Genomic DNA, 24,137 nt, shown 5'->3' with positions numbered 1-24,137 from the left:
GCGCAGGTGAGGTTGCCAACGACAACCGGGGACGCCGCGTGTGCGGCGTCCCCGGTTGGGTGTGTCCTGCGTGTGTCTCCTGCTTGGAACCCTTGGGCTACTCGCCGACCAGCTGGTCGTAGTGCGACGTGAAGGACACGTGGTTGATCCCGTTGAAGACCGCCGGGATCTTGCCGTACGACGTGATGGCGGTGGCGGTGCCGTTGGCCTTGGACATGGCGTACAGGTAACCGGAGTCGGTCTCGTGGTCGACACCGACGACCAGCGAACCGCCACGAGTCCCGCAGCCCTGGACGACGAGCGACTCGAAGGCCGACCAGCCGGAGCTGCGGATCAGCTTCACGACCGGCTTCGCCGTCGCGGTGACCGGGATCCGGATGGTGTAGAGAGCGCCGGCGTTCGTCGTCATCAGCAGCGTGTCGTACGTCGCCGTCTCGCTGATCACCGTCATCGCCTTGAAGCCACGGAACCCGGCGAACGAGCCGAGCGACCGGAAGCCGCCGCTGACCTGCGCGTAGCGGTACAGGCTGCCGTTGGTGTTCAGGCCGTACAGGTACGCGTGCCGGGGCAGCGCGACGCTGTAGTTCGAGGTCGCAATGGACTTGAAGTTCGTCCAGCCGGACCCGATCCGGGTGAAGGTCGGCCGCGGCGCAGCGGTGTCCGACAGGTAGGTCGTGTGCCGGTACAGGTTCCCACTCTGCAGGAACAGACCGTAGAAGTAGAACTGGGTAGCTGAGGCATTCTGCGCCGCATACCAGGTCGCGGAGTACCGGGTGGAGACGAAGTTGAACGGCTCGTAAGCGGCGGCCTGCGGCGGCCTGCCGGCGGTGACGTCCACCGCTTCCACGGTGTTCGTGGCAGTCGGCCACCCGACCCAGTTGATGCAGGCCGCGGCCGTGGACGTGGCCTTCACTCCCGCCTGCTGCTTCAGGTTGGCGGCCTTGGCCGACCACGACGGTTTCGGATCGGCCTGACCGGCGGCGACGGCCGGACCGGAAGCGGCGACGGTCGCGGCGAGCATGCCGACGCCGGCCATTGCGAGCGCAAGGCGCTGCAGTTTCATCAAGGAGTTCCCCCTCCAGGGCAAAGAAAAGTCGTCTCGGTCAGCCCGAGACCGAGGTCACCCTACCTGCCACCGCCGACATCCACGTGACTTTTGCACCTTCGTGCAACAGCCGCCATACCGGATCTCTCAGCGCTGTAACGACGCTCCCACTCCCAGCGATGAAGAGGGCGCCTCGACGCTGCGAGCGACCTCGGCTCATCTGGTGCAAGAGGCGTCAGCTGGGGTACTGCGCCGCCCACGGTTCGTTGGCCAGGTGTACGGCGTTGGCGACGTAGCTGATGGTGTGGTACCAGCCGGCCAGGACGAGGATCTCCAGTAGTTGCTGGGTGTTGCAGTGGCTGCTGAGGGCTCGCCAGGTCTCGTCAGTTAGGTGGGCGGTGGCGTGGAGTTCGTCTAGTGCTTGGAGCAGGGCTTCGTGGTTTGGGGGCCAGTCGGTGGCGCCGGTGACGGTTGCTTGGAGTTGGTCAGGTGTGAGTCCTACCTGGTCGGCGAAGACGGTGGCGTGGACGGTCCACTCGTAGGGGCAGTTGGACAGGGCGCAGACGCGGGCGATGACGATTTCGCGGTCCAGGGCGGGGAGTTCGCCGTGGGCCAGGAGGCCGGCGCCGAGGACCCGCATGCGGGACGCCAGGTCGGGGTGGTGTTGGAGTAGGCGGAACAGGGCCAGGGGTTCCTGGGTCACGCCGGGTGGCATCCATTTGCGGAGGGCCTCGGCGACGTCCGCGGGGTACGGCGGGGTGAGTGGTTCGATGCGGGGCATGGTCACCTCGTGAGCGCTTCGGATTTCGAACCACTATGATGCTTCGGAAAGAGAAGCGCAAGGAGGTGGCGATGCCGGATCAGCCTCGTCCGGGTGTACCGGTTCGTGGATCGACGACCGGGCGGCCGCTGATGGCGGCGCTCGACCTGCTCGGGCAGCGGTGGACGTTGCGGGTGATCTGGGAACTGCGCTCCGGCGCGCTGGGTTTCCGCGAACTCCAGCGCCGCTGCGAACGCATGTCCTCGAGCGTCCTGAGCACCCGCCTCGCCACCCTGACAGAAGCCGCCATCGTCCGGCTCGACGATGACGGCTACCGCCTGACGCCACTCGGCAAGGACCTCATCACCGCCATCCGCCCGCTCCAGTCCTGGGCCGACGATTGGGAGAAAGGCCTGCCGAAGAAGGCCTGACAGGTCAGGCGAGACCAGTGAAGAACGCCTGGAGATCCTCGGCGTAGTCGGCAGGGTTGCTCATGGCAATGAAGTGGTGTCCGGCCGGGTTGGTCTCCGGCCAGTGAGTGATGGTGTTGGTGCGAGCGGCGAGCCGGCGGATACCGGGTGCGTCGCTGTACACGCCGGTGGGGACGAGTTTCTGCCCTTCGGGCCACAGTGGGCCGACGGCGTCGTAGTACGGCAGTGCCGAGGATCCGAACGTTCCGGTGAACCAGTACACACTCAGGTTGGTCAGGAACAGATCGCGGTCGATCGCCTGCTCGAGCGGTTCGCCGCTGGCGTTGAACTCGTGGAACTTCTGCGTCAGCCACGCCAGCGCGGCCACCGGTGAGTCGTTCCACCCGTAGGCGAAGGTCTGCGGTGCCGTCCTCAACAGAGCGTGGTGGTCGACGCCGTGCATCCAGTCCGCGTTCATCAGCTCGGCGAACGCGGTCTGCTCCTCCTCGTTCAGTTCGGGTAGATCAGCTTCGGTCGGAAATCCCAGCCCGCCGGTGATGTACACGCCGACCACGTGCGAAGGATCTGCCTTGGCCACTTCCGGTGCGACGTACGCGCCGAAGTCCCCACCTTGTACGCCGTACCGCTCATAGCCGAGGCGACGCATCAGCTCGGCCCAGACCTGCCCCACTCGTGCGGCACTCCAGCCGGTCTCACGCGGCGCCGCCGAGAATCCGAACCCCGGAACGGACGGCACCACGACGTCGAATCCCCGCCTAGTGAGCGGCTCGATCAGCTCGGTGAACTCGACGAACGAGTTCGGCCAGCCATGGGTGAGGAGCAGAGGCAGCGCATCCGGCTGCGCGGAGCGAACGTGCAGGAAGTGAATGTCCAGACCGTCGATCTCGGTCAGGTACTGAGGGAACTCGTTCAACCGTGTCTCGGCAGCCCGCCAGTTGTACCCGGTCTGCCAATAGCTGGCCAGCTCCCGGAGTTCGCTCACCGGAACCCCGCGGCTCCATCCGTCGCCGGGGAGCTGCGGGGTCCAGCGAGTGTTCCGCAACCGGGCGGTCAGGTCGTCCAACGAGGCCTGCGGGATGTCGATGCGAAAAGGTCTCATGGATACGACGCTACGGACAGTAGAGGACAGGCTATGTCCGCTTCACAGCATGCCGGCGATTGCGGGCTGGACGACGTCCCAGTGCTCGACGATCTGATTGTCTACAAACCGCCAGATGTCGACCACGACCTCGCCTTCGGGGTGGTCCGATGTGGTCATGAGGTAATGCATCACGACGTACTCGTCGTCGGCGATCACACGACGCAGGTCGAGCTGGGCACCGGCGACCGGGGCCTGGGCGATGAACTCGATGAACGCGTCGCGTCCGGACGGATTGCCGGGACTGTGTTCGACGAAGTCCTCGCGGAGCAGCGGCCGCAGTACGTCGATGTTGCCGTTGGCAAATTCCTGGAACGCGTGCAGGGCGAGTTGCTTCTTCTCCAAAGCTGTCATGGCACCGACGGTCTCCGACGACGGGTCATGCTGTCGATTACAAGGGTGGTAATGGCGACGCCGATTGAGCCCGGAGATACTCGACACCATGTCCCACGACAGGCCGGTCGGCGTACTGCTCAGAGAGTGGCGTCACCGTAGGAAGCTGAGCCAGCTCGACCTCGCGATCCAGGCCGACGTATCCGCCCGCCACGTCAGCTTCGTCGAGACCGGCCGCACCATCCCGAGCAGCGCAATGGTCATTCACCTGGCCGAGCACCTGGGTGTCCCTCTCCGCGAGCGCAACCGCCTGCTCGTCGCCGCCGGCCACGCACCGCTCTACCAGCAACGCCCGTTGGACGATCCGGACCTGGATCGCGTCCGGGAAGCGCTCGAACGGTTCGTCCGCGCCCACGAGCCGTACCCGGCCCTGGCCGTCGATCGCCGCTGGAACCTGATCCTCGCCAACGACGCACTCGACGTCTTCCTCGACGGCGTCGATCCCGCACTGCTGAAGCCGCCGATCAACATGATGCGCCTCGGCCTGCACCCCGATGGGTTCGCGAAGAGGGTCCGCAACCTCGCCCAGGTCCGCGGCTACCTGCTGCCGCGCCTCGCCCGCCAGGCCGCGACCACCGGCGACGCCGAGCTGCACACCCTGTACGACGAACTGATTGCCTACGGCCCCGATCACGACAACTCACCACCCGACTCCGCCGACATCGCGCTCCCGATCCGCATCCACCACCGGGGCGCCGACCTCTGCTTCATCAACGCCATCACCACCTTCGGCACCCCGTTCGACATCACCCTCGAAGAGATCGCGGTCGAGACCTACCTCCCCGCCGACACGCGAACGGCCGACTTCCTCAAACGCTGAGCGGGATCCGCCCCCGGACGCGGCCACGACGATCAGCGCGCCGATCGTCCGGTTCCCGGCCGGATCGATCCACTGGCCAAGGCCCTCGCCGCGACCGCGCCGGTCGCGACCTGCCGTCAGGTCTCGGCTGAGCGGTTGCGGAAGGTACGGCGGAGGTCGTCGGTCCACTCGGTGGGGCGCTCCCAGGGGATGAAGTGCCCGCCGGTGGGGTGGGCGGTGAGGTTGACGTGGTTGTACCAGGAGGCGCGGTCGCTGGACAGGAAGTGCTGGATGCGTTGCTCGGGTGTGGTGACGCCGGGTGGGTTCTCGTAGCCGACGAAGGTGATGCCGGTCGGTGCCTCGATGACCGGTTGGCGGTCGTGCGACGGCGTCCAGGGGTAGCGGTTGTTGTTGGCGTACGTGCGGATCGAGGTGTCGATCGCGTTGCCGGCCCAGTAGATCGTGGCGTGCGTGAGCACGTCGTCCTTGGTGAATGCGTCTCCGTCCGACCAGCTCGTCCATCGCTCGAGCATCCAGGCGAGCAGGCCGGCCGGTGAATCGGCCAGGCCGAATCCGAGCGTGCTGGGATCAAGGACGTGTGTCGCCAGGTGGGCGGCGAACCGGCGGTCGAGCTCGACAATCCGATTGTGGACAATCGGCGGCAGATCGGGCGGGATCGGGTTGCCGCCGCTGAAGTCCCAGGCCCGGTCGCCGTTGAAGAACGTGAGCTTCAGCCCCGAGCCGATGTGGATCCCGTACAGCTCGTCGGCGTACTTGTGGCCGAGCTGCCCGGTGACGAGCGCGCCGACGTCACAGCCGCCGGCGGCGTACCGCTCGTACCCGAGAACCTCGGTCATCAGCTCGTGCCAGACGTCGGCCATCTTCCAGAAGTTCATGTCCGGCTGGTTCGTCAGCGGCGTGGAGAACCCGAACCCGGGCAGCGACGGCACGATCACGTCGAACGCATCGGCCGGATCACCGCCGTACGACGCGGGGTCGGCGAGCGGATCGATCACCTTCGACCAGTGCCAGAACGTCCACGGCCAGCCGTGACTCAGGATCAGCGGGATCGGATCGGGACCGACCCCGGCCTTGCGCATGAAGTGCACCGGTACGCCGCCGACGTCGACGCGATACTGCTCGTATTCGTTCATCGCCCGCTCGGCCCGACGCCAGTCGAACCCGTCGGCCCAGTACTCGACCAGTTCTTGCAGGTCGGTACGACGTACGCCGTAGAAGCCGTCGTCGTTCCCTACGTCGAGCGGCCATTTGGTGAGGGTCAGCCGGCGACGCAGGTCTTCGAGTACCTCGTCGGGTACGTGGATCGGGGTCTGCTTCAAGTTCTTCATGGTTGTCTCAGGCATCTTCGGCGGCGATCTCGGTCAGGCGGGTCAGGACGTGCATCGAGGAGGCGAGTACGGCGCGCTCGTCGTCGGTCAACTGGTCGACCAGGTGGGTCAGCTTCGTGACACGGTTCGCGTGCCGGGAGCGGACGATCTGTCGGCCCTCGCGGGTGAGCGACAGCAACATCGCGCGGCCGTCGGTCGGGTCCGGGCGACGGTTGATCAAACCGTCCTGCTCGAGTCTGGCGACCAGGCTGGTCAACGCGGGTTGTTTGAGTTGCTCGGTCTTGAGCAGATCCGTCAACCGCATCGGCCCGCCGCGCGCCAGCGTGTGCAGCACCGACAGCGTCGAGAAGTTGAACCTCCGCACCGACGGCAATCGGATGAAGATCGTGTTGAAGTCCTCGATCACCGTCGTCAATCGATCCACATCCAGCGTCACCTGGGGAACTATATCAAAATTCGATCTAACTCGGCAGATGACGGCCGACGCCCGCAGGTTGTGCGGCGAGTTAGTTGCTGAGGGCCAGGCCGGGAACGGCGATCGGTGCGTCGCCTGATTTGAGGGTGAGGGTGGCGACGGTGAGGCCTTCGGGGAGGTGACCCTTGAAGGTGATGGTGCCGCGTTCGACGCTGCCGGCCGCGATCGAGTCCTTCCACTGGCTGCGGAACCCGTCGGCCTTCAGCGAGTTCCCGTCCTCGCCGGTGAAGGCGGCCTGACCGTCGAGCGGGAGGGACAGTGACTGGTCGCCGCCGTTGCTCACCGCAACCTCGACCCGGGTGAAGTGGCTGGTGTACGTGACGTTCTCGACGGTGACGGTGAGGCCGGCGGTGGTCTTGGCGACGGGTTTGAGCAAACGGTCCTCGCCCGACTCCTTGCCGGTGATGTAGCCGGCGGCGTACTCGACTCCCGCGGTGAGCGCGAACCCGCCGACCCCGACGCCCAGCAGTACGACGACGATCGCGACGATCACCGGTACGTCGAGTCGACCGCCGGCCGGCCGATCCTCGGAAGAGACCGCGTCGATGAGAGCGACGACCATCGCGGCGATCAGCGCGATCGCCGGCGGTACCAACCACCGCAGCGTGCCACCGGCGCCGTCGGCGAAGAACGTCGCGACCAGGTTGATCACCAGGCCGAGGCCCAGTACGGCGGCGGCGACCAGCAGGACGCGAACCAGTCGGACGTAGCCCGCCGGTGCTGGCTCAGTTGTTGGCGGCTTACGCCGTACCGGCTCCGGCTCACGGGCCGGCGGACTCTGCTGCTCCTGCTGCTCGAAGGCCGAATCCGGCCACCCGGCCGACTCGGCCCAGTTGGCTTGCCCACCATCGGGCTGACTCAGAGCAGGTCGCTTCGGCGTCGACCACGGGGATCGCGCCGGCTCCGGATTGTCCGCCGACGGATAAGCAGCCCAAGCCGCCCCACCCGCCGAGCCGCCATCCTCATCCACCCATCCAATCCGAGCCCCACCAACCCACTCGCCGCGCGGGTCGTCGGGGCTGCCTGCGGGCTGACCGGCGTCGGGGTCCCATTCCGGGCGCCCACCCTTAGGCACGCCAATCCACTCGTCACGCGCACCCTTGGGCACGCCAATCCACTCCTCACGCACACCCTCGGGCACGCCACCCCACTCCCGACGCGCACCTTCGGGACTGCGAGCGGCCCGACCGATGTCGGGGGTGTCGGCCCGCTCTGCGTGCCCACTCTCTGGGCCGACTGGCCCAGCCTGAGCCGGCGTGCCGGGGCTGCCGGCTGGTTCGGCCTGAGCCGGGTGAGCGGTGGGCGGGCTCTGCGAGGGTCTCGGCGTGGGTGACGTGCCGTGTGCAAAGCCAGCGTCGGACGGTGTGCCGGCGTCCGCAGGGCTCACGCCGGGGCGGTCTGCCCGGCCCGGCGCGGGTGGAGCAGAGGATGAACCCACCCCCCGACCTCCGGCGTCCGCGGGATCTGCGCGGCGTGGCGCAGGCGCAGGAGGCGGTGCGGAAGATGGCCCGCCGGCCGCAAGGCCAGCCGCGGACGCGGTGCCGGCAGCGTCCGCGCGGTTCGGGTCGTCTGCTTGGCGCTGTGTGGGCGAACTGGGTGGCGCGGAGGCTGGGCCGCCACCCGCGAGACCTCGCCCGGACACGGCGCCAGCGGAGTCCGCGGGGTTCGGGGTGGAGTGGTCCGTCCGGCTCGGCACAGGCGGTGCGGAGGATGCACCGCCAGCCGCAGGGCCGGCGGCGTCCGCGGGGTTTGGGACGGAACCGTCTGCTTGGCGGGCCGCGGAGGAGGGGCCGCCAGCCGCAGGCACCGCAGCGCCGGCGGCGTCCGCGGGGTTCGGGACGGAACCGTCTGCTTGGCGGGCCGCGGAGGAGGGGCCGCCGGCTGCGAGGCCTGCGGCGGAGGCGGTGCCGGCTGCGAGGCCCGCTGCGGCGCCCGTGGCGTTCGCGGGGCCTGGACCATCCGGTCGGCTCGATGGGGGAGCAGCGGGTGGGCGGGGCTGGTTGGGGTTGGGCGGGGGTGGTGGGGTTGCGGCGGTTGGTTCGTGGAAGGTGAGGACTGAGCGGCCGATCTGGATGCGGTCGCTGTCCGTCAGAGCGGTCGGGGCGGTGAGGCGGCGGCCGTTGAGGGCGGTGCCGTTGCGGGACTCGTCGACGAGGGTCCACGTCGTACCGGAGCGGTTCAGCCGGGCGTGGATGCGGGAGATCTGGTCGTCCGACGGCAGCCTGATGTCGGCGTTCGAGCCGCGGCCAATGGTGAACGTGTCCCTGTCGGCAGGCAGCGTCCAGCGCTGCGAACCGAGCGACACCGCGAATTCGGTTTCCACTCACACTCCACCCGGCAGCCAACCCGTCTGCGCGATTGTGCCTGCCCGACCCACACCCGGTCCAGAGCGCCCCGCCCCCATGAGCCTCGTCACACTCGATCCCACCGTACCGACGGCCCCGCGAGATCCCGCCGTACGGGCGGCCCGCGACATCCCGCCGTACGGGCGGCCCCGCGAGATCCCGCCGTACGGGCGGCCCGCGACATCCCGCCGTACGGGCGGCCCCGCGAGATCCCGCCGTACGGGCGGCCCCGCGAGATTCCGCCGTACGGGCGCCCGCGACGTCCCGCCGTACGGCGGCCCCGGGCGAGGCCGCCGTACGTGAGCTGTCAGTTGAGGGTCATGCGGGGTTCGCCGTTGAGGAGGCCTGCGCCGGAGATGGTGCAGGTGCCGCCGCGGTTCTGGGTGTAGGCCTGGCGTACGCAGGAGCGGGTGGCCAGTTGGCCCCAGTAGTTGGGGTGGAGGGATTCCTGGAGGTAGTAGTTGGAGCCGACCGTCGTCACCGTGCGGATCTGGTTGATCCACTCGGTCTTGTCGACGGCGGTCGATTGGGTCCAGGAGCTCAGGCCGACCTCTTCGTACAGCCCAACCGTCTTCTCACACAGCCGCCTGCCGTTGAAGGCTGACTGCAGTTCGAGCAGTCGCGCGTTGGGCAGCCCCGACTGGCCGATCGCCGCGCGGACTGTGGTGTTGATGGTGGTGAGCGCGGTGCTGTTCGCCCAGTCGGCGTCCGCGTTCCAGAAGCCGCAGCCGCCGACGCTCTGCCGGGAGTAACCGCTCTGGCCGTACCGGATCCCGCTGCCGGGCGGCAGCGGCGACGGATAGGTCTGCACGAGCAGCGTCCACCCGCCGTCGGAGTAGCCGGCGTTCTGCATGGCGGTACGGATGTTCTGGAAGGCGGTCGCGATCCGGCCTCGTACGGCGGTCACGTTGGCGGAGGTGAAGTTCGCAACCACCGAGGAGTCGTCCTTGCAGTAATCCGGGTTCCACGACGGCGACAGCAGGAAGTCCGTCACGCATTGCGTCACGATCGAGGCGAAGTTGAAGTCGTTGCCGCCGATCGACACGACCACCTGTTTCACGTTGTGGGTCGTGGCGAACTGCTGCAGCATCTTCGCCTGACCGAGATGCCCGGCGCCGTCGTCGTAGAAGTCGATCCCGGGCTTGAAGTAGTCGCCGGTGCTCGTCGTGGTGCGGGCACCCGAGCAGGCCAGGTTCAGTCCGCCGACCCCGCCGCCGATGTACCCCTCGGCGGAGCGGCTGCGGTGGCACCTCGGGATCAGCTCGGCGGTACCGCTCGCGTTGTCGTGATACGCGTGCGCACCGAGCGCGTCGGCCGGGGCTTCGGAGTTGTTCGAGCTGCCGGCCCAGCGACCGGCCTCACCCGAGATGTACGAGTCGCCGACCGTCACGACGTACGGCGTACCGGACCCGGGGCCATCGGCCTGCGCCGGGGTTGCGACCAGGCCGAGCCCAGTCATGGAGAGCACGAGAACTGCGGTTACCGAAAAAGAGCGGGGCGGAATCTTCACCGGAAGGCCTCTCTCGCCGGAGATCGGTGACCGCCCGGACCCCCGTGCCGGTCACCGTGGCGAGAATGTACTCCCGGGTAACCACGAAAGGTAGACCGAGAGTGCTGGCACCTTTGCGCCCTGTCACCGGGGCGTCAGGGAACCGAAGGACAGGAGGTAGTGGCCCCAGGACCCAACGTGCCGCCGAAACGGAGCGTGAACTGAGCGCGAGACGGGAGACACCTCCTGTCCTTCGGTCCCTGTCAGTCAGCCACCGAGGTCGAGCGGGGCTGGGTAGCGGGACTCCCACCAGGTCTTCCAGCGCTGGTCAAGAGAGTCGCGGTCGACGTCGCCGTACATGCTCAGGATCGCCATCGAGGCGCCGTCCGGCTTCTTCTCCGACGGCGGGACGTGGCTGAGGACGAGTAGGCCGTTGCCCCAGCCGTCGACGGTCAGGCCGACCTGGTGCTCGGACGTGAACCACACCTCGCCCTTCGCCGGCTCACCGATCAGCTCCAGCTCGTACGGCGTACCTCCCGGCTGCAGGTCCACCCCAAGTTCCACGATCGGCGAGCGAGCGCCGGAGCCCGAGTAGAACAGCGTCCGCCGCGGCTCTCCCGGGTGAAGCTCCATCGCGAACCGCAACTGGTGCAGGAACGTGATCCAGCCCTCGGTGACGTCGTCGTAGTACGCGTCCCACTCGGGGTTGGCGCCGTACGGCGCTCGCGTCAAGGTGATCCGCGATCCGCCCTCGACCGCCTCGACCACGAACTCGTCGCCGTTCCCGAGGGTGAGGATCCCACTCGCCTCGTCGGCCGTGACCTGGGTGAAGTAGATCAGGTCGATCTCCTCCTCCAGGCCGGCGCCGCCCTCGGTGCCCTCGTACTCCCAGCCGTGCCAGTGCCGGATCTTCTCCTTGTTCCGCATCGCGTCCCACACCGCCTCGACCGGCGCGGCCACGGTCACCGCGATCCGCGGTCTGTCCTCGCTCATGCCTGCACTCCCGTGTCTTCGGTACGGCGGGCAGCCGGATGGCCGCCCGCGATCAGCCGGTACGGGCGACCGCCCTCGGCGTCGAACTCCTCGACGGTCCGTCGGATCGCCGCGGTCAGCGCGTCGGTGAACCGGTGCACGTCGGCCGGCTCGGCGAACCGCACCTCGGCCTCGAGCGTGAACGTGAGCAGTCGCTTGCCCGCGGCGTCGGCCTTGGTCTGCATCCGGGCCACGTCCCGAACGGTGCCGGCGGCAACGTCCACCAGGTGCTCGGCGGCGTACTGGTCCTGGATCGTGCTGAACGCGCGGCCCATCACCGCCGGATCGACCACCAGGGTCGCGGCGGACGCGCGCAGGATCCGCTCGGTGAACCCGCGCCGCTGCCGCTCCTCGACCAGTTCGATCAGCCCGACCTTCTCCAGCTCGCGCAGGTGGTAGTTCACCCGTTGCCGGGGCAGCTCCAGCGCGGCCGCGAGCTGGGTCGCCGACGAGGGCTCCCGGAGGAGGTCGAGCAGTTGCCGCCGGATCGGCGACAGCGCCATCCGGACCTTCTCCGGCTCCTCCACATATCCCAGCACACCCTCAGATTCCACTTGACAGAAAAATTTGTCAATAGAGCGCGGACCGCAGGGCCATTCCAATCGACCGCCATTGCCGGCCGGCACGCTCGGGGCGCGCAGTGGGCGGTAATTGTGATGGCCTGGGCGTCCGCCGATGACAGCATGTGCGGCATGTCAGTCCGAGGGCCGCAGTTGCCGGTGGGGACCCAGGTGGTGATCCGCGTCGCCACGCCCGACGATCAGGGCGGTACGGTGCAACGCGGGGCAACCGGCCGTGTCGCCGGCGTAACCCCGGACGGCCGCTACACGGTGCGGCTCGTCGACGGCCGGGAGACGGTGGCGCGTCGCGATCAGCTCAGCCTGCGTACGGCGTACCAGGACGAAGCGATCGAACTGGACCAGCCCGACGGCGACCGGTTGGTCCGAGAGCACACGATCTACGCCGCGGTCGTCGGATCGCGGGCGTTCGGCCTGGACACCGACGCCTCGGACACCGACACCCGCGGCGTCTACGTCGCGCCGACCGAGTCCTTCTGGTCGCTGGCCAAGCCGCCGACGCATGTGGACGGTCCGGAGCCGGAGTGGTTCTCGTGGGAGGTCGAGCGGTTCTGCGAACTCGCGCTGAAGGCCAACCCGAACCTTCTCGAGGTGCTGCACTCGCCGCTCGTCGTCCGGCAGACGCCGCTCGGCGAGGAACTGATCGGACTGCGCGAGGCCTTCCTCTCTCAGTTGGCCTACCAGACGTACTCCGGCTATGTCCTCAGCCAGTTCAAGAAGCTGGAGGCGGACTTCCGTCGCGACGGTGCACCGAAGTGGAAGCACGTCATGCATCTGATCCGGCTGCTGCTCGCGGCCCGCAGCCTGCTGCTGGAGGCCAGGCTCGTCGTTGACGTCGGCCCTCAGCGGGAGCGTCTGCTCGCGGTCAAGCGTGGCGAGCTCTCGTGGGACGAGGTCGAGAGCTGGCGACTCGGTCTGCACGAGGAGCTCGACAGCGCCTTGCGGAGGACGGTTCTCCCGGCGACACCGGATGTCGCGCGCGTCGATGCCTGGCTCAGATCGGTCCGGAAGAGGAGCGCGAGCCTCTCCAGCTGAGTGCGGAGAGCGGTTGCCAGAGCTCTGGGCAGGAAGCCTGCCCAGGCTTAAGGTATTTACTTAACTTCGTGAAGCATTGACATCCGGGCTGACGGGGTAAATAGTTCCGTCCTGAAATCAATCAGAAAGCAGAGTGAATCAACAGTGTCGAACATCGAGGTGCTGCAGCTCCGGGCTGCCGGGGTCAGTCTGGTGCTGGACTGCTCTGGTCCCGCCCTTCCGTCCGTCCTGCACTGGGGCGCGGATCTCGGCGAGCTGACCGGGAAAGCTCTGCTGGAACTGAGGCGTGGGGCCGGTGCGGTTCAGTACGGCAACGGTCTCGACGACAACCTTCCGGTCGCGATCGTGCCGGAGTACGCGGCCGGCTGGTTCGGCCTGCCGGGCCTGAGCGGCCACCGCGACGGCCAGAACTTCTCCGCGAGCTTCCGGCTGACCAGCGTCGCGCAGACCGGCAACACCGTGCAGGTCGACGCCGAGGACGTCGAGGCCGCGCTGACAATCCGCCTCACCATCGAGCTGACCGACTCCGGTCTGGTCCGGGCCAAGGCGGACCTGACCAACACCGGCGGGACGCCGTACACGGTGGACGGGCTGGTGCTCGCGCTGCCGGTCCCGACCGAGGCGACCGAGCTGCTCGACATGACCGGCCGGCACATCGGTGAGCGGCACCCGCAGCGGCACGAGTTCACGCAGGGCGCGCACATCCGCGACAACCGCCGCGGCCGCACCGGCGCCGACGCCACTCTGCTGCTGATCGCGGGAACGCCCGGCTTCGACTTCGGCACCGGCGAGATCTGGGCCGTGCACACCGCCTGGAGTGGTAACCACCGGTCCTACGCCGAGCGCGGCATGAGCGGGTACGGCGTGATCGGCGGCGGCGAACTGCTGTTGCCCGGCGAGGGCCGGCTGGAAGCACAGGGCACCTACAGCACGCCGTGGATCTACGGTTCGTACGGCGTCGGCCTCGACCGGCTGTCGACTCGCTTCCACGAGTTCCTGCGGGCTCGGGACAACCACCCGCAGACCGAGCGTCCCGTCGTACTGAACACCTGGGAAGCCGTCTACTTCAACCTCGATCTGGACAAGCTGAAGGCGCTCGCGGACGCGGCCGCCGAGGTCGGCGCCGAGCGGTTCGTGCTGGACGACGGCTGGTTCCGTGGCCGGCGTGACGACCACGCCGGGCTCGGCGACTGGTACGTCGACGAGGAGATCTGGCCGAAGGGTCTGCACCCGCTGGTCGACCACGTGAAGGGGCTCGGCCTACAGTTCGGGCTCTGGGTCGAGCCGGAGATGGTGAACCCGGACTCCGACCTGGCCCGGGAGCACCCCGACTGGATTCTTGCCACCGGCAACCGGATGCCACCGACAGCGCGGCACCAGCAAGGCCTCAACCTCGGCGTGCCGGCGGCGTACGACTACATCCTCGAGCGGCTCGACGCGCTGCTGAACGAGTACGACATCGCGTACCTGAAGTGGGACCACAACCGCGACTTCGTCGACGGCGGAAACCAACTGACCGGGACGGCCGGCATCCACGCGCAGACGCTCGCGGTGTACCGGCTGATCGACGAGCTCAAGCGGCGGCACCCGGGGCTGGAGATCGAGTCCTGCTCGTCCGGCGGCGCCCGCGTCGACCTCGGTATCCTGGAGCGCACCGACCGGGTCTGGGGCAGCGACAGCAACGACGCGCTCGAGCGCCAGAAGATCCAGCGCTACACCCAACTGCTGCTGCCGCCGGAGCTGATCGGCTGCCACGTCGGTCCGCCGCGGGCACACACCACCGGCCGCACCCAGGCGCTGTCGTTCCGCGCGATCACCGCCCTGTTCGGCCACTTCGGTATCGAGTGGGACATCGCGTCCGCAAGCGCGGAGGAGCGCGCAGAACTGGCCGGCTGGGTTGCCTTGCACAAGGAACTCCGGCCGCTGCTGCACACCGGCCGCGTGGTCCGCGCCGACCGCGGTCCGAACGACTTCCTGCTGCACGGCGTGGTCGCGCAGGACGGTTCGCGCGCTGTGTACGCCGCCGTACAGCTGACCCAACCGATCACGTCGGCCGTCGGCCGGGTCCGGCTCCCGGGTCTCGACCCGAACCGGACGTACCGGGTGAACAAGACGGCGACACCCGGACCGGAGTCGCGCTCGGTGTCCTGGTGGACCGACGGTGGTCAGTTGGAACTGAACGGTGCAGCACTCGCCACGGTCGGGGTGCAGATCCCGGCCCAGTGGCCTGAGAACGCGATCTTGCTGGATGTGACTGCGATCGACTAGCCGTCCAGGCGCTAGCCGGATCGCCGACCGAGAAGGAGATCCCCGTGACCGTGACCACCAACGCACCACCCGACAAAAGACGAAGTCACGGGGATGTGGCAGCGCCGCCCATCAGGCGGCGAAGCCTCGGAGACCTGAAGGTCGCGATGATCTTCCTGGCTCCGGCCACCCTCGGCTTCGTCGTGTTCTACATCTGGCCGACGCTCCGCGGTGCCTACCTGAGCTTCACCGAGTACAGCCTGTTGTCCGCACCGAACTTCAACGGGCTGGCCAACTACGAACGGATGATCCAGGACAGCTTCTTCTGGAACGCGCTGGTCGTCACGGTCGAGTACGTCGTACTCAACATCGGGATCCAGACGATCCTGGCGGTCGGTATCGCGATGCTGATGTACCGGCTGACCCAGTCGATCACGGTCCGGGCGGTGATCCTGCTGCCATACCTGATCGCGAACGTGGTGGTGGCGCTGGTCTGGTACTGGATGCTCGACTTCCAGGTCGGCATCGTGAACCAGGGCCTGACGTACCTCGGGATCGATCCGGTCGCCTTCTTCGGTGAGTCCCAGTGGGCGATCCCGACCATCGCCGGGATCAACGTCTGGCGGCACATGGGCTACACCGCGCTGCTGGTGTTCGCCGGGCTGCAGATGATTCCGAAGTACGTCTACGAGGCCGCCGAGGTGGACGGGGCGTCCGAGTGGAAGTCGTTCTGGCGGATCACGCTGCCGCTGCTGCGGCCCGTTCTGGTGATGGTCCTGGTGGTCACCATGATCGGGTCGTTCCAGATCTTCGACACGGTCGCCGTGACCACGCAGGGCGGTCCGATCAACGCGACCCGGGTCATCTACTACTACATCTACGAGCGGGCGTTCACCCGGTTCGACTTCGGGTACGCCTCGGCCATGGCGATGGTGCTGTTCGCGATCCTCGCGGTGGTCTCGCTGGTGCAGTTGCGGCTGCTGCGGGCGAAGGAGAGTGACCTGGCATGACGAAGCAATTCAACGTCGGCCGCGCGGTCGCGTGGGCCTGCCTGATCGTGCTGATGCTGGTCACGATCTTCCCGTTCTACTGGATGTTGCGAACGGCGCTGTCCGACAACACCCAGCTCCCCGGTCACCCGAACTCGCTGCTCCCGGTGGAGACCACGCTAGGCGCGTTCAAGCGGGTACTGGGACTGTCGACGCTCGAGGAGGCGCAGGCCCAAGGGGGCTCCGGTGCGGCCGTCAACTTCTGGCTGTACCTGCGCAACTCGTTGATCGTGGCAACGGTCACGACGGTCTGCCAGGTGTTCTTCAGCGCGATGGCGGCGTACGCGTTCGCCCGGCTGCGCTGGCCCGGCCGGGACAAGGTGTTCGCACTGTTCCTGGCCGCGCTGATGGTGCCGCCGATCTTCACCACGCTGCCGAACTTCGCGCTGATCAAGAACCTCGGGCTGCTGAACAGCTTCGCCGGCATCATCCTGCCGGGCGCCTTCATGACGCCGTTCGCGATCTTCTTCCTGCGCCAGTTCTTCCTCGGTATCAGCCGGGAACTGGAGGAGGCGGCGATGATCGACGGCGCCGGGCACCGGCTGATCTTCTTCCGGCTGATCATCCCGATGAGTGGGGCGCCGATCGCCACGCTGGCGATCCTGACCTACATCAACTCCTGGAACGACTACTTCTGGCCGTTGCTGGTCGGCCAGCAGGAGAACGTCCGGGTGCTCACGGTCGCCCTCGGCGTGTTCCGGTCGCAGACTCCGCAGGGCGGGCCGGACTGGGCCGGGTTGATGGCCGCCGCCCTGATCGCGGCCCTGCCGATGATCATCTTGTTCTGCGCGTTCGCCAAGAAGATCACCAACTCCATCGGTTTCTCCGGGATCAAGTGAGGTGCCTCCAATGACCATGACGAGACGCACTTTGCTGAAGGCGGGACTGGCCGGACTGGCTGCGTCGGCGGTTGCCGGATGCAACAACGGCGCGGCCGCCCGCGGAGAGGGCGAAGTCATCTACTGGCTGTGGGACTCCGCTCAGCTGCCGATGTACACCGAATGCGCGAAGGTGTTCCACGAGCAGAATCCGCAGTACACCGTGAAGATCGAGCAGTACGGCTGGAACGACTACTGGTCCAAGCTGGTGACCGGCTTCATCTCCGACACCGCGCCGGACGTGTTCACCGGGCACTCGTCGAAGTACCCGCTGTTCGCGGACAAGGGCCAGGTGCTGCCGATCGACGACTTCGTCGCCAAGGACAACGTTGACCTGAGCATCTACCAGAAGGGCCTGGCGGATCGCTGGATCGGGGCCGACGGCAAGCGGTACGGCCTGCCGAAGGACTGGGACACCGAGGTCTACTTCTACAACAGCGCGTTCACCGAGGCGGCCGGGATCAGCACCGAGCAGCTGAACTCGATGACCTGGAACCCACAGGACGGCGGCACGCTCGAGCAGATCATCCGCCGGCTGACGGTGGACTCCAAGGGGCGCCGCGGCGACCAGCCCGGGTTCGACAAGAACGACGTCAAGGTCTACGGACTCGGGTACGCCGACGCCGGCGGTGGTGACGGTCAGACCAGCTGGAGCTGGTACGCCGCGATCAACGGCTGGAAGTACTCCGAGGGCGAGCCGTGGGGAACGAAGTTCTTCTACGGCGACCCGAAGTTCACCGACACGATCGGCTGGTGGCGCGGCCTCATCACCAAGGGGTACATGCCGACGTACGCGCAGGCGAAGTCCGGGGTGGACGTCACCACGAGCTTCGGTGCGGGCAAGTACGGGATGACCCCGAACGGTTCCTGGATGCTCGGGACGTACGGCGGGCTGAAGCAGGTGAAGACCAAACTGGCCCGGCTGCCGATCGGCCCGGTCGGGAAGCGGATGTCGATGATGAACGGGCTCGCGGACACGATCTGGGCGGGCACCACCCGCCGGGACGCGTCCTGGGCCTGGGTGAAGTTCCTCGGCTCGCAGACCGCACAGGACATCGTCGCCAAGGCGGGTGTGGTGTTCCCGGCGGTGGCGGCGAGCATGCCGGCGGCGAAGGCGGCGTTCGCCAAGAGCGGCTGGGACGTCACGCCGTTCCTGGAGCCGGTCGAGGCGGGCGACGTGTTCCCGTACCCGGCCAACCCGAACGCGGCCGACGTGACCGCGGTGATGACACCGGCGATGGACGCGGTGATGTCGTTCGAGGCCGAACCGGCGTCGCTGGCCCAGGCCAACGACGACGTGAACCAGATTCTGTCCGCGAACGACTGAGGGTTACCCCGGGGTCCGCCTACGCCCGGGGGAGTACGTCGTACTGCGTCCGACGGCGCAGTGTGCTCCCCCGGGGGTAGGTGAGGTGTCGCCGCCGAGGCGACGCGGAGAAGGGGGTCCGGACGACACGATCGGTGCAGTCGAAGATTGCGACCACCGAGGAGTGTCATGAGCGAGGAGAAGCCGGGCGGACCGATCCGCATCGGCGACAAGGAACGCGAGGACGCGATCAAGCGTCTGGGCGAGCACTACGAAGCCGGCCGGCTCACCGCCGAGGAGCACACCGAGCGGATCGGCCGCGCACTGGAAGCCAAGACCGAGGCCGACCTGGCCGCGCTGTTCTCGGACCTGCCGGGTGCACACCGGGCCGGGCCTGAGTCCGGTGAGTCCTGGGGCGGGCCGTGGGGCTGGACCAAGCCACCGTGGACCGCACCGGAGAACGCGGCCGGCACGGCAGGACGCGGTGGACCTGGGCGGCCGCCATGGGCTGCGCGAGGGCCGCTGGGGAAGGTCCCGTTCCCGCTGCTGATCGCGTTGGCTGCGATCGCGCTGATCATGTCGATCGGCTGCGTGGTGGGTGGCGGGCACCCGCCGATCCTGCCGCTGCTGCTGATCGTGGCCGCAGTGGTCATCGTGCGTAAGCGCCGGCAGGAGCGTCGGGCATGAGGACGGTCTACCGGGTCCTCAGCATGGCCATCGCGATCGCCGTCGTACTCCAGGTCGCGGCGATCGCGCTGGCCGGGTTCACCGTGTCGAAGGACGCCGGTGACGGCGTCACGATCGGGGCGGACTACAGCAACTTCGGCCAGAGCTACCACAGCATCGCCGGTACGGCGATCGGGCTGCTCGCGCTGGTCCTGCTGATCGTGTCCTTCCTGACCAACGTTCCCCGCGGGCGGTCGCTGGCCGGGATCATCGTCGGCCTGGTCGCCATCCAGTTCGTCCTCGCGGTGGTGTCGTTCGGCATCCCGGCGCTCGGCGTCCTGCACGGTATCAACGGCCTGGCCATTGCCGGCGTCGCGGGAGCAGCGGCCCGTCGCTCGACCGAGACACCGGCACAGCAGACGGCCAATGTCTGATCCGAGACCGCGGCTGCGTGGGCGCCTGATCGCCCTGGGGGTGACCCTGGCGGTGTTGATACCGCTGGGGTACCTCTGGGCGACCAGCCTCGTGCCCAACGACTACTCGGCCGCGGAGATGGGGTTCGCCGACTACGGCGGCGGACCGGTGTCGGCCGGGCACGAACACCATCACGGTGGGATGAGCGTCGCCGATCTCACCGGACCGAAGACCGGTACGCCGGATGTCGACGTCACGTTGACCGCGCGGAAGTCGAAGTACCAACTGGCCAGCGGTGAGACCGTCGACGGCTACGCCCTCAACGGGACCTCGCCGGGCCCGCTGATCCGCGCGAAGCTGGGAGACCTGGTCCAGGTGACGCTGGTGAACGACAACGTCCCCGACGGTGCGACGCTGCACTGGCATGGCATCGACGTACCGAATGCCGAGGACGGTGTCGCCGGCGTGACGCAGGACGCCGTACCGATCGGTGGGAAGCATGTCTACCGCTTCAAGGCCGATCAGGCGGGAACGTACTGGTACCACTCGCATCAGGTGTCCAGCGAGGAGGTGAGGGGCGGCCTCTTCGGCACGATCGTGATCGCACCCGAACAGCCTGGTGAGGTCATCGCGGCTATTCACACGTACGACGGGAAGCGCACGATCAACGGGCGGACAGGGACGCAGCAGGTGGGGATGGCCGCTGGTACGACGGCCCGGGTGCGGGTGATCAACACGGACAACGCGATCCTGCGGGTCGGGCTGATCGGTACGCCGTACAAGGTGGTGGCTGTCGACGGGCGCGATGTGCACGCGCCGACGCCGGTGACCGCGGCGTTCCCGTTGGCGGCCGGGGCTCGGGTGGATCTCGAGGCTGTCGTGCCGGCGAACGGGATGCGGCTGGTGGCCGGTGCTTCAACGGTGTCGCTGGGGATCGGTGCGAACCCGCCGACGGGAGAGTTGCCGGGGGAGACGGTTGATCTGCTGTCGTACGGAACTCCGACTGCGCTGAGCTTCGACCCGGCGAAGGCGGATCGGAACTTCGAGTACCGGATCGGCCGGCGGCCCGGGTTCCTCGACGGTATGCCGGGGTTGTGGTGGACGATCAACGGGCACAAGTTTCCCGACGTACCGATGTACATGGTTGCCGAGGGCGACGTAGTACTGATGACGATCTCGAACACCAGCGGTCAGGCACATCCGATGCATCTCCACGGGCATCACGCGGTCGTGTTGTCGCGCAACGGTGTCGCGGCGACCGGGTCACCCTGGTGGGTCGACACGCTCGAGGTCGGCAATGACGAGACCTACGAGATCGCCTTTCTCGCCGACAATCCCGGGCTCTGGATGGACCACTGTCACAATCTCCCGCACGCGTCCGAGGGTCTGATGACGCACCTCATGTACGAGGGCGTCAGTACGCCGTACCGCATCGGTGGACCGTCGAACAACGAGCCGGAGTGACGGCTCAGGACGCTTGCTCCTCGAGTTGGGTCGCGTGGGCCAGGTGCAGTGCCGCGATCCGCGCGCATGCCGCGTCGATCGCGGCACGCTGGGATGCGTAGGAACCGCACCAGAAGGGGTTGTCCGGCTGCGGATCGAGTTCGTCGTCGACATCGGCGTACCACTCGTCCGCCGTACGGAACACCCGTGCGTGCAGATGTACCTCAATGCCCAGCTCGTTCACCGCACCACTCCTGGAGTGAGACCGTGTACGTCTCCAGGATGTAACCGGCGAAGCCCGGATCCGCCGAACGACACGCGGGTGCGATCAGGTGACCAGGACGGTGATCCGCTGGGCGGTGTTGTTGGCGAAGCCGCCGCGGTTCCACTCCGCCTCGATCGGTTGCTCGCGGCCGCTCGCGTCGTGGGCGCGGACGGTGAGGACATGCTCGCCGGGCGTGGCGTGCCAGTCGTAGCTGAAGGCCCGCCAGGCGAGCTCGTCGTTGCCGACCGCATCTAGTTTGGCAGGGTGCCAGGTGACGCCGGCGTCGACGCTGATCTCGACCCGTTCGATCGGCGCCCAGCCGGACCAGGCCCGGCCCTGCAACGTAACGGTGCCAGCGGCAACGAAACGATGACGGCTCATGAAGTCCGGATAGCCGGGCGGGATCAGCAGCGCCCGCGGCTGGATCCGGGTGACCGGCTCGCCGGGGTCCTCGGCGTTCTTGCGGATCCGGTACGCCACCGCGTTCTGGAACCCGTCGAACTCGTGGTCGATCAGCTCGATCGACCGCAACCACTTCACACTCGCCATCCCGTACCACCCGGGTACGACGAGGCGCAGCGGATAACCGTGTTGCGGCGGCAACGGCTGACCGTTCATCTCCCAGGCGACGATCGCACCGGAGTCGATCGCCTCGGTCACCGACATTCCCCGCTGGTAGTCCTGCTCGACACCGCGCTCGACCCCGTGGTCCGCGCCGGTGAACACGACGTCCACCGCGTCTTCGCGAATCCCCGCTGACCGCAACAGGTCCGACAACAGCACTCCGGTCCATTCCGCCGTACCGACGGCTTCGTTCAGCCACGGCTGGCTGATCGGTCGCGGCTGCAACGCGGCCCGTCCGTTGCCTGCGCACTCCAAGGTGACACGCACAGTACGACGGCCCATCGCCCGCAACTCGGTCAGTCCGAACGACGACGGTTGCTCGACGCATCCGTCGATCGTGAGCCACCAGTTGGACGCGTTGGTGGCCGGAATGTCGTAGTGGACCAGTACGTAGTGCAGTCCGGGCGGCGTTACGTCGTACCGCAGCCCCTCCAGCGGCATGCCGTGATTCCGCGCCGCCAGCTGCAGCTCGTCCCCGGTGATCCCCTCACCGGTGTCCGCCAATCGCCCCCGCACGCTGAATTGCTCGATCGACATCGTGATCCCCTCCCCTCGTCCAACCCTAGTGGGCCAGCGGGCTAGAGAACACTGTTAGGTCGTGTCTGGTCGGACACGACCTAGAGCCAGCCGTTGTCCAGGGCAATCCTGGCGGCTTCGGCGCGGGTGCGGGCGCCGGTCTTGCCGATGGCGGCGGAGAGATGGTTGCGGACGGTGCCTTCGGAGAGGTGGAGCTCCTTGGCGATGTCAGCGACGGTGCCGCCCACTCGGGCAGCCCGCAGTACGTCGGACTCCCGGGCTGTGAGCGGGCTCGTACCGGCGACCAGCGTCTCAGCGGCCAGCGAGGGGTCGACCACGCGGAGTCCCTGGTGCACCCGTCGTACGGCGTCTGCCAGCTGAGCCGCGGGGGTGTCCTTGACGACGAAACCGGCCGCACCCGCCTCCATTGCCCGCCGCAGGTACCCGGGCCGGCCGAACGTGGTGACCATCAGGATCCGCACCCCGGGTACGGCGACCCGCAGCGCGGCGGCCGCCTCGATCCCGTCCAGTCCCGGCATCTCGACGTCGAGGAGAGCGACGTCGGGCTTGGAGGCCTGAGCGGCCGCGATCACCTCGTCGCCGCGACCGACCTCGGACACCACCTCGAGGTCGGGTTCGAGGTCCAGCAACGCGGCCAGCGCTCCACGAACCAGCGCCTGATCGTCCGCGATCAGCAGTCGGATACTCACGGTCCTACCTTTACAGCCAGGCGGAAACCGCCTTCAGGTGACTGGCCGACCTGGACGCTCGCGCCGCCCTGATCCGCCCGTTCCCGCAGCCCCATCAGCCCATGACCGGACGCGCCACCACCTGGTGTCGGTCCTTTCCCGTCATCCAGCACTTCGATCTGCGCGGCGCTCAGCCGGATCGTGCACCGCTTGGCCCCTGAATGCCGTACGACGTTCGTCACGCCCTCTCGCACCACCCAGGCGAACAGCTCACGGTTCTCCTCCGGCACCTCGTCCACCGTGGTCGGCAGGTCGGCCTTGATCTCGGCCGCCTTCAACGCGGCCCGCGCGGACACCAGCTCACCGGCGAGACTCAGCTCGCGATATCCCGCGACCGCAGCCCGTACGTCGGCCAGCGCCGCCCGGGCCAGACTCTCCACATCGGCGACCTCCGCGCTCGCCCGCTCCGGGTTGGCTGCGATCAGGCGGCCGGCCAGTTCGGCTTTGACCGTGATGACGGTCAGCGAGTGCCCGAGGATGTCGTGCAGGTCCCGGGCGAACCGGTTCCGCTCCTCCTGGACGGCCAGTTCGGCCATGTCCGCCCGCGTCTTGGCGAGCTCGATGCTGCGCTGGATCGCCCGCCGCATCCCGAAGACGGCCAGCGTGCCGAGGAAGATCGCGAACCCGTAGCTGTTGTCGTCGGTCCAGCCGGGGACGACCCGCATCGACAGTTCGGCCCCGGCCAGCAGCGCGGCCGCGATCCCCAAGGCCAGCTTGAGGTCCAGGTACATCATCGCGACCGCCGCGATGTACACCAGGCACGTCAGCGCCTGTTGCCCGGCCGACGGGAACATCAGGAACATCAGGCCGAGCATCCCGGCCAGGTAGACCAGGCGCTGCCAGGTTGGATGCCCGCCGGCCTGCATGCCGGCCCAGCGGAGCCAGCCGAAGAAGCCGAGGTAGCTGATCGCGAAGAGGAACAGCGCGGCGAAGCCGACCACCTGGGCGATCCCGGTGCCGTGCTTGAGGATCGCCTGGAACACGTTGACCAGGTAGAACAGCCAGATCCCGGCCGCCAGCCAACCCCACCGCCGCGGCCCGGCGGAGCCACGCTCCGCCAGGCCGTCGAACAGAGTCGGTGTCCTCGTCACGCTCGTCACGCTAGTGCACA

24 protein-coding genes and 1 pseudogene are annotated in these 24,137 nt (G+C 67.9%); 10 read left to right on the top strand and 15 right to left on the bottom strand.

From position 1 onward, the window contains the following. Positions 1 to 97 precede the first annotated feature (97 nt). Both EV652_RS22370 and EV652_RS22365 read right to left on the bottom strand, forming a co-directional pair. A complete protein-coding gene (locus EV652_RS22370; protein WP_132211131.1) occupies positions 98 to 1,063 on the bottom strand; it encodes a hypothetical protein in 966 nt (321 codons plus the stop codon). Positions 1,064 to 1,280: 217 nt separating this feature from the next. Further along, complete coding sequence (locus EV652_RS22365; protein ID WP_132211130.1) at positions 1,281 to 1,826, bottom strand: carboxymuconolactone decarboxylase family protein; 546 nt, start codon at positions 1,824 to 1,826, stop codon at positions 1,281 to 1,283. A 71-nt stretch (positions 1,827 to 1,897) separates the two neighbouring features. Between EV652_RS22365 and EV652_RS22360 the strand changes: the two genes are divergently transcribed. Next, on the top strand, positions 1,898 to 2,236 hold the full coding sequence (locus EV652_RS22360; RefSeq protein ID WP_132211129.1) for a winged helix-turn-helix transcriptional regulator: 339 nt from the start codon (positions 1,898 to 1,900) through the stop codon (positions 2,234 to 2,236). A gap of 4 nt (positions 2,237 to 2,240) precedes the next feature. Here EV652_RS22360 and EV652_RS22355 read toward each other — a convergent pair whose 3' ends face one another. Together EV652_RS22355 and EV652_RS22350 are read right to left on the bottom strand one after the other, a co-directional pair. Further along, positions 2,241 to 3,335, bottom strand: coding sequence for an epoxide hydrolase family protein (locus EV652_RS22355; RefSeq protein WP_132211128.1), 1,095 nt, complete (start codon positions 3,333 to 3,335; stop codon positions 2,241 to 2,243). A 42-nt stretch (positions 3,336 to 3,377) separates the two neighbouring features. Next, positions 3,378 to 3,728, bottom strand: coding sequence for a nuclear transport factor 2 family protein (locus EV652_RS22350; protein WP_158441220.1), 351 nt, complete (start codon positions 3,726 to 3,728; stop codon positions 3,378 to 3,380). Positions 3,729 to 3,816: 88 nt separating this feature from the next. On the opposite strand from EV652_RS22350, the gene EV652_RS22345 reads away from it, so the two are divergent. Beyond that, positions 3,817 to 4,587 carry a helix-turn-helix domain-containing protein gene (locus tag EV652_RS22345; protein WP_132211126.1) on the top strand — a complete coding sequence of 257 codons (771 nt, stop codon included), beginning with the start codon at positions 3,817 to 3,819 and terminating at the stop codon, positions 4,585 to 4,587. A gap of 116 nt (positions 4,588 to 4,703) precedes the next feature. On the opposite strand, the gene EV652_RS22340 is transcribed toward EV652_RS22345, so the two are convergent. From EV652_RS22340 to EV652_RS22310, 7 genes and pseudogenes are all read right to left on the bottom strand, one after another. Beyond that, positions 4,704 to 5,915: an epoxide hydrolase family protein gene (locus tag EV652_RS22340; RefSeq protein ID WP_132211125.1), complete on the bottom strand. Its 1,212-nt coding sequence runs from the start codon at positions 5,913 to 5,915 to the stop codon at positions 4,704 to 4,706. A gap of 7 nt (positions 5,916 to 5,922) precedes the next feature. Continuing rightward, positions 5,923 to 6,351, bottom strand: a complete 429-nt coding sequence (locus EV652_RS22335; RefSeq protein ID WP_242001920.1) for a MarR family transcriptional regulator — start codon at positions 6,349 to 6,351, stop codon at positions 5,923 to 5,925. A gap of 70 nt (positions 6,352 to 6,421) precedes the next feature. Beyond that, positions 6,422 to 7,360 (bottom strand): hypothetical protein, encoded by a 939-nt coding sequence (locus EV652_RS45365; RefSeq protein ID WP_242001919.1) that lies wholly within the window; start codon positions 7,358 to 7,360, stop codon positions 6,422 to 6,424. Positions 7,361 to 8,440: 1,080 nt separating this feature from the next. Continuing rightward, positions 8,441 to 8,695, bottom strand: a pseudogene (locus EV652_RS46190) (FHA domain-containing protein); the annotation flags it as partial. Positions 8,696 to 9,042: 347 nt separating this feature from the next. Next, positions 9,043 to 10,194, bottom strand: coding sequence for an SGNH/GDSL hydrolase family protein (locus EV652_RS22320; protein ID WP_132211122.1), 1,152 nt, complete (start codon positions 10,192 to 10,194; stop codon positions 9,043 to 9,045). Between the two features lie 297 nt (positions 10,195 to 10,491). Next, positions 10,492 to 11,217 (bottom strand): SRPBCC family protein, encoded by a 726-nt coding sequence (locus EV652_RS22315; protein ID WP_132211121.1) that lies wholly within the window; start codon positions 11,215 to 11,217, stop codon positions 10,492 to 10,494. Beyond that, positions 11,214 to 11,795, bottom strand: a complete 582-nt coding sequence (locus tag EV652_RS22310; protein ID WP_242001918.1) for an ArsR/SmtB family transcription factor — start codon at positions 11,793 to 11,795, stop codon at positions 11,214 to 11,216. Before EV652_RS22310 ends, EV652_RS22315 begins: the two co-directional genes overlap by 4 nt. A 153-nt stretch (positions 11,796 to 11,948) precedes the next feature. Here EV652_RS22310 and EV652_RS22305 point away from each other — a divergent pair, with 153 nt between their 5' ends. From EV652_RS22305 to EV652_RS22270, 8 genes are all read left to right on the top strand, one after another. Further along, positions 11,949 to 12,869 (top strand): nucleotidyltransferase domain-containing protein, encoded by a 921-nt coding sequence (locus tag EV652_RS22305; protein ID WP_132211120.1) that lies wholly within the window; start codon positions 11,949 to 11,951, stop codon positions 12,867 to 12,869. 144 nt (positions 12,870 to 13,013) lie between these two features. Next, positions 13,014 to 15,137 carry an alpha-galactosidase gene (locus EV652_RS22300; protein WP_132211119.1) on the top strand — a complete coding sequence of 708 codons (2,124 nt, stop codon included), beginning with the start codon at positions 13,014 to 13,016 and terminating at the stop codon, positions 15,135 to 15,137. A 44-nt stretch (positions 15,138 to 15,181) separates the two neighbouring features. Next, the gene (locus EV652_RS22295) at positions 15,182 to 16,126 is read left to right on the top strand and encodes a carbohydrate ABC transporter permease (protein WP_242001917.1); all 945 of its coding nucleotides are present in this window, start codon (positions 15,182 to 15,184) and stop codon (positions 16,124 to 16,126) included. Then, on the top strand, positions 16,123 to 17,004 hold the full coding sequence (locus EV652_RS22290; protein WP_132211118.1) for a carbohydrate ABC transporter permease: 882 nt from the start codon (positions 16,123 to 16,125) through the stop codon (positions 17,002 to 17,004). Before EV652_RS22295 ends, EV652_RS22290 begins: the two co-directional genes overlap by 4 nt. Positions 17,005 to 17,020: 16 nt before the next feature. Further along, complete coding sequence (locus tag EV652_RS22285; RefSeq protein WP_242001916.1) at positions 17,021 to 18,370, top strand: ABC transporter substrate-binding protein; 1,350 nt, start codon at positions 17,021 to 17,023, stop codon at positions 18,368 to 18,370. A gap of 168 nt (positions 18,371 to 18,538) precedes the next feature. Further along, positions 18,539 to 19,036 (top strand): DUF1707 SHOCT-like domain-containing protein, encoded by a 498-nt coding sequence (locus tag EV652_RS22280; RefSeq protein ID WP_132211116.1) that lies wholly within the window; start codon positions 18,539 to 18,541, stop codon positions 19,034 to 19,036. Continuing rightward, complete coding sequence (locus EV652_RS22275) at positions 19,033 to 19,449, top strand: hypothetical protein (protein WP_132211115.1); 417 nt, start codon at positions 19,033 to 19,035, stop codon at positions 19,447 to 19,449. The genes EV652_RS22280 and EV652_RS22275 overlap by 4 nt, the downstream gene beginning before the upstream one ends. Continuing rightward, positions 19,442 to 20,893, top strand: coding sequence for a multicopper oxidase family protein (locus EV652_RS22270; RefSeq protein WP_132211114.1), 1,452 nt, complete (start codon positions 19,442 to 19,444; stop codon positions 20,891 to 20,893). The genes EV652_RS22275 and EV652_RS22270 overlap by 8 nt, the downstream gene beginning before the upstream one ends. Before the next feature lie 4 nt (positions 20,894 to 20,897). Here EV652_RS22270 and EV652_RS22265 read toward each other — a convergent pair whose 3' ends face one another. From EV652_RS22265 to EV652_RS22250, 4 genes are all read right to left on the bottom strand, one after another. Beyond that, the gene (locus tag EV652_RS22265) at positions 20,898 to 21,116 is read right to left on the bottom strand and encodes a hypothetical protein (protein ID WP_132211113.1); all 219 of its coding nucleotides are present in this window, start codon (positions 21,114 to 21,116) and stop codon (positions 20,898 to 20,900) included. A gap of 84 nt (positions 21,117 to 21,200) precedes the next feature. Next, positions 21,201 to 22,298 (bottom strand): sulfite oxidase, encoded by a 1,098-nt coding sequence (locus EV652_RS22260; RefSeq protein WP_132211112.1) that lies wholly within the window; start codon positions 22,296 to 22,298, stop codon positions 21,201 to 21,203. Positions 22,299 to 22,378: 80 nt separating this feature from the next. Further along, positions 22,379 to 22,987 (bottom strand): response regulator transcription factor, encoded by a 609-nt coding sequence (locus tag EV652_RS22255; protein ID WP_132211111.1) that lies wholly within the window; start codon positions 22,985 to 22,987, stop codon positions 22,379 to 22,381. Further along, on the bottom strand, positions 22,984 to 24,117 hold the full coding sequence (locus EV652_RS22250) for a sensor histidine kinase (RefSeq protein ID WP_132211110.1): 1,134 nt from the start codon (positions 24,115 to 24,117) through the stop codon (positions 22,984 to 22,986). Before EV652_RS22250 ends, EV652_RS22255 begins: the two co-directional genes overlap by 4 nt. Positions 24,118 to 24,137 lie beyond the last annotated feature (20 nt).

Source organism: Kribbella steppae (assembly GCF_004342025.1).
GTDB lineage: Bacteria > Actinomycetota > Actinomycetes > Propionibacteriales > Kribbellaceae > Kribbella > Kribbella steppae.
This window is presented reverse-complemented; position numbering and strand designations above follow the sequence as displayed.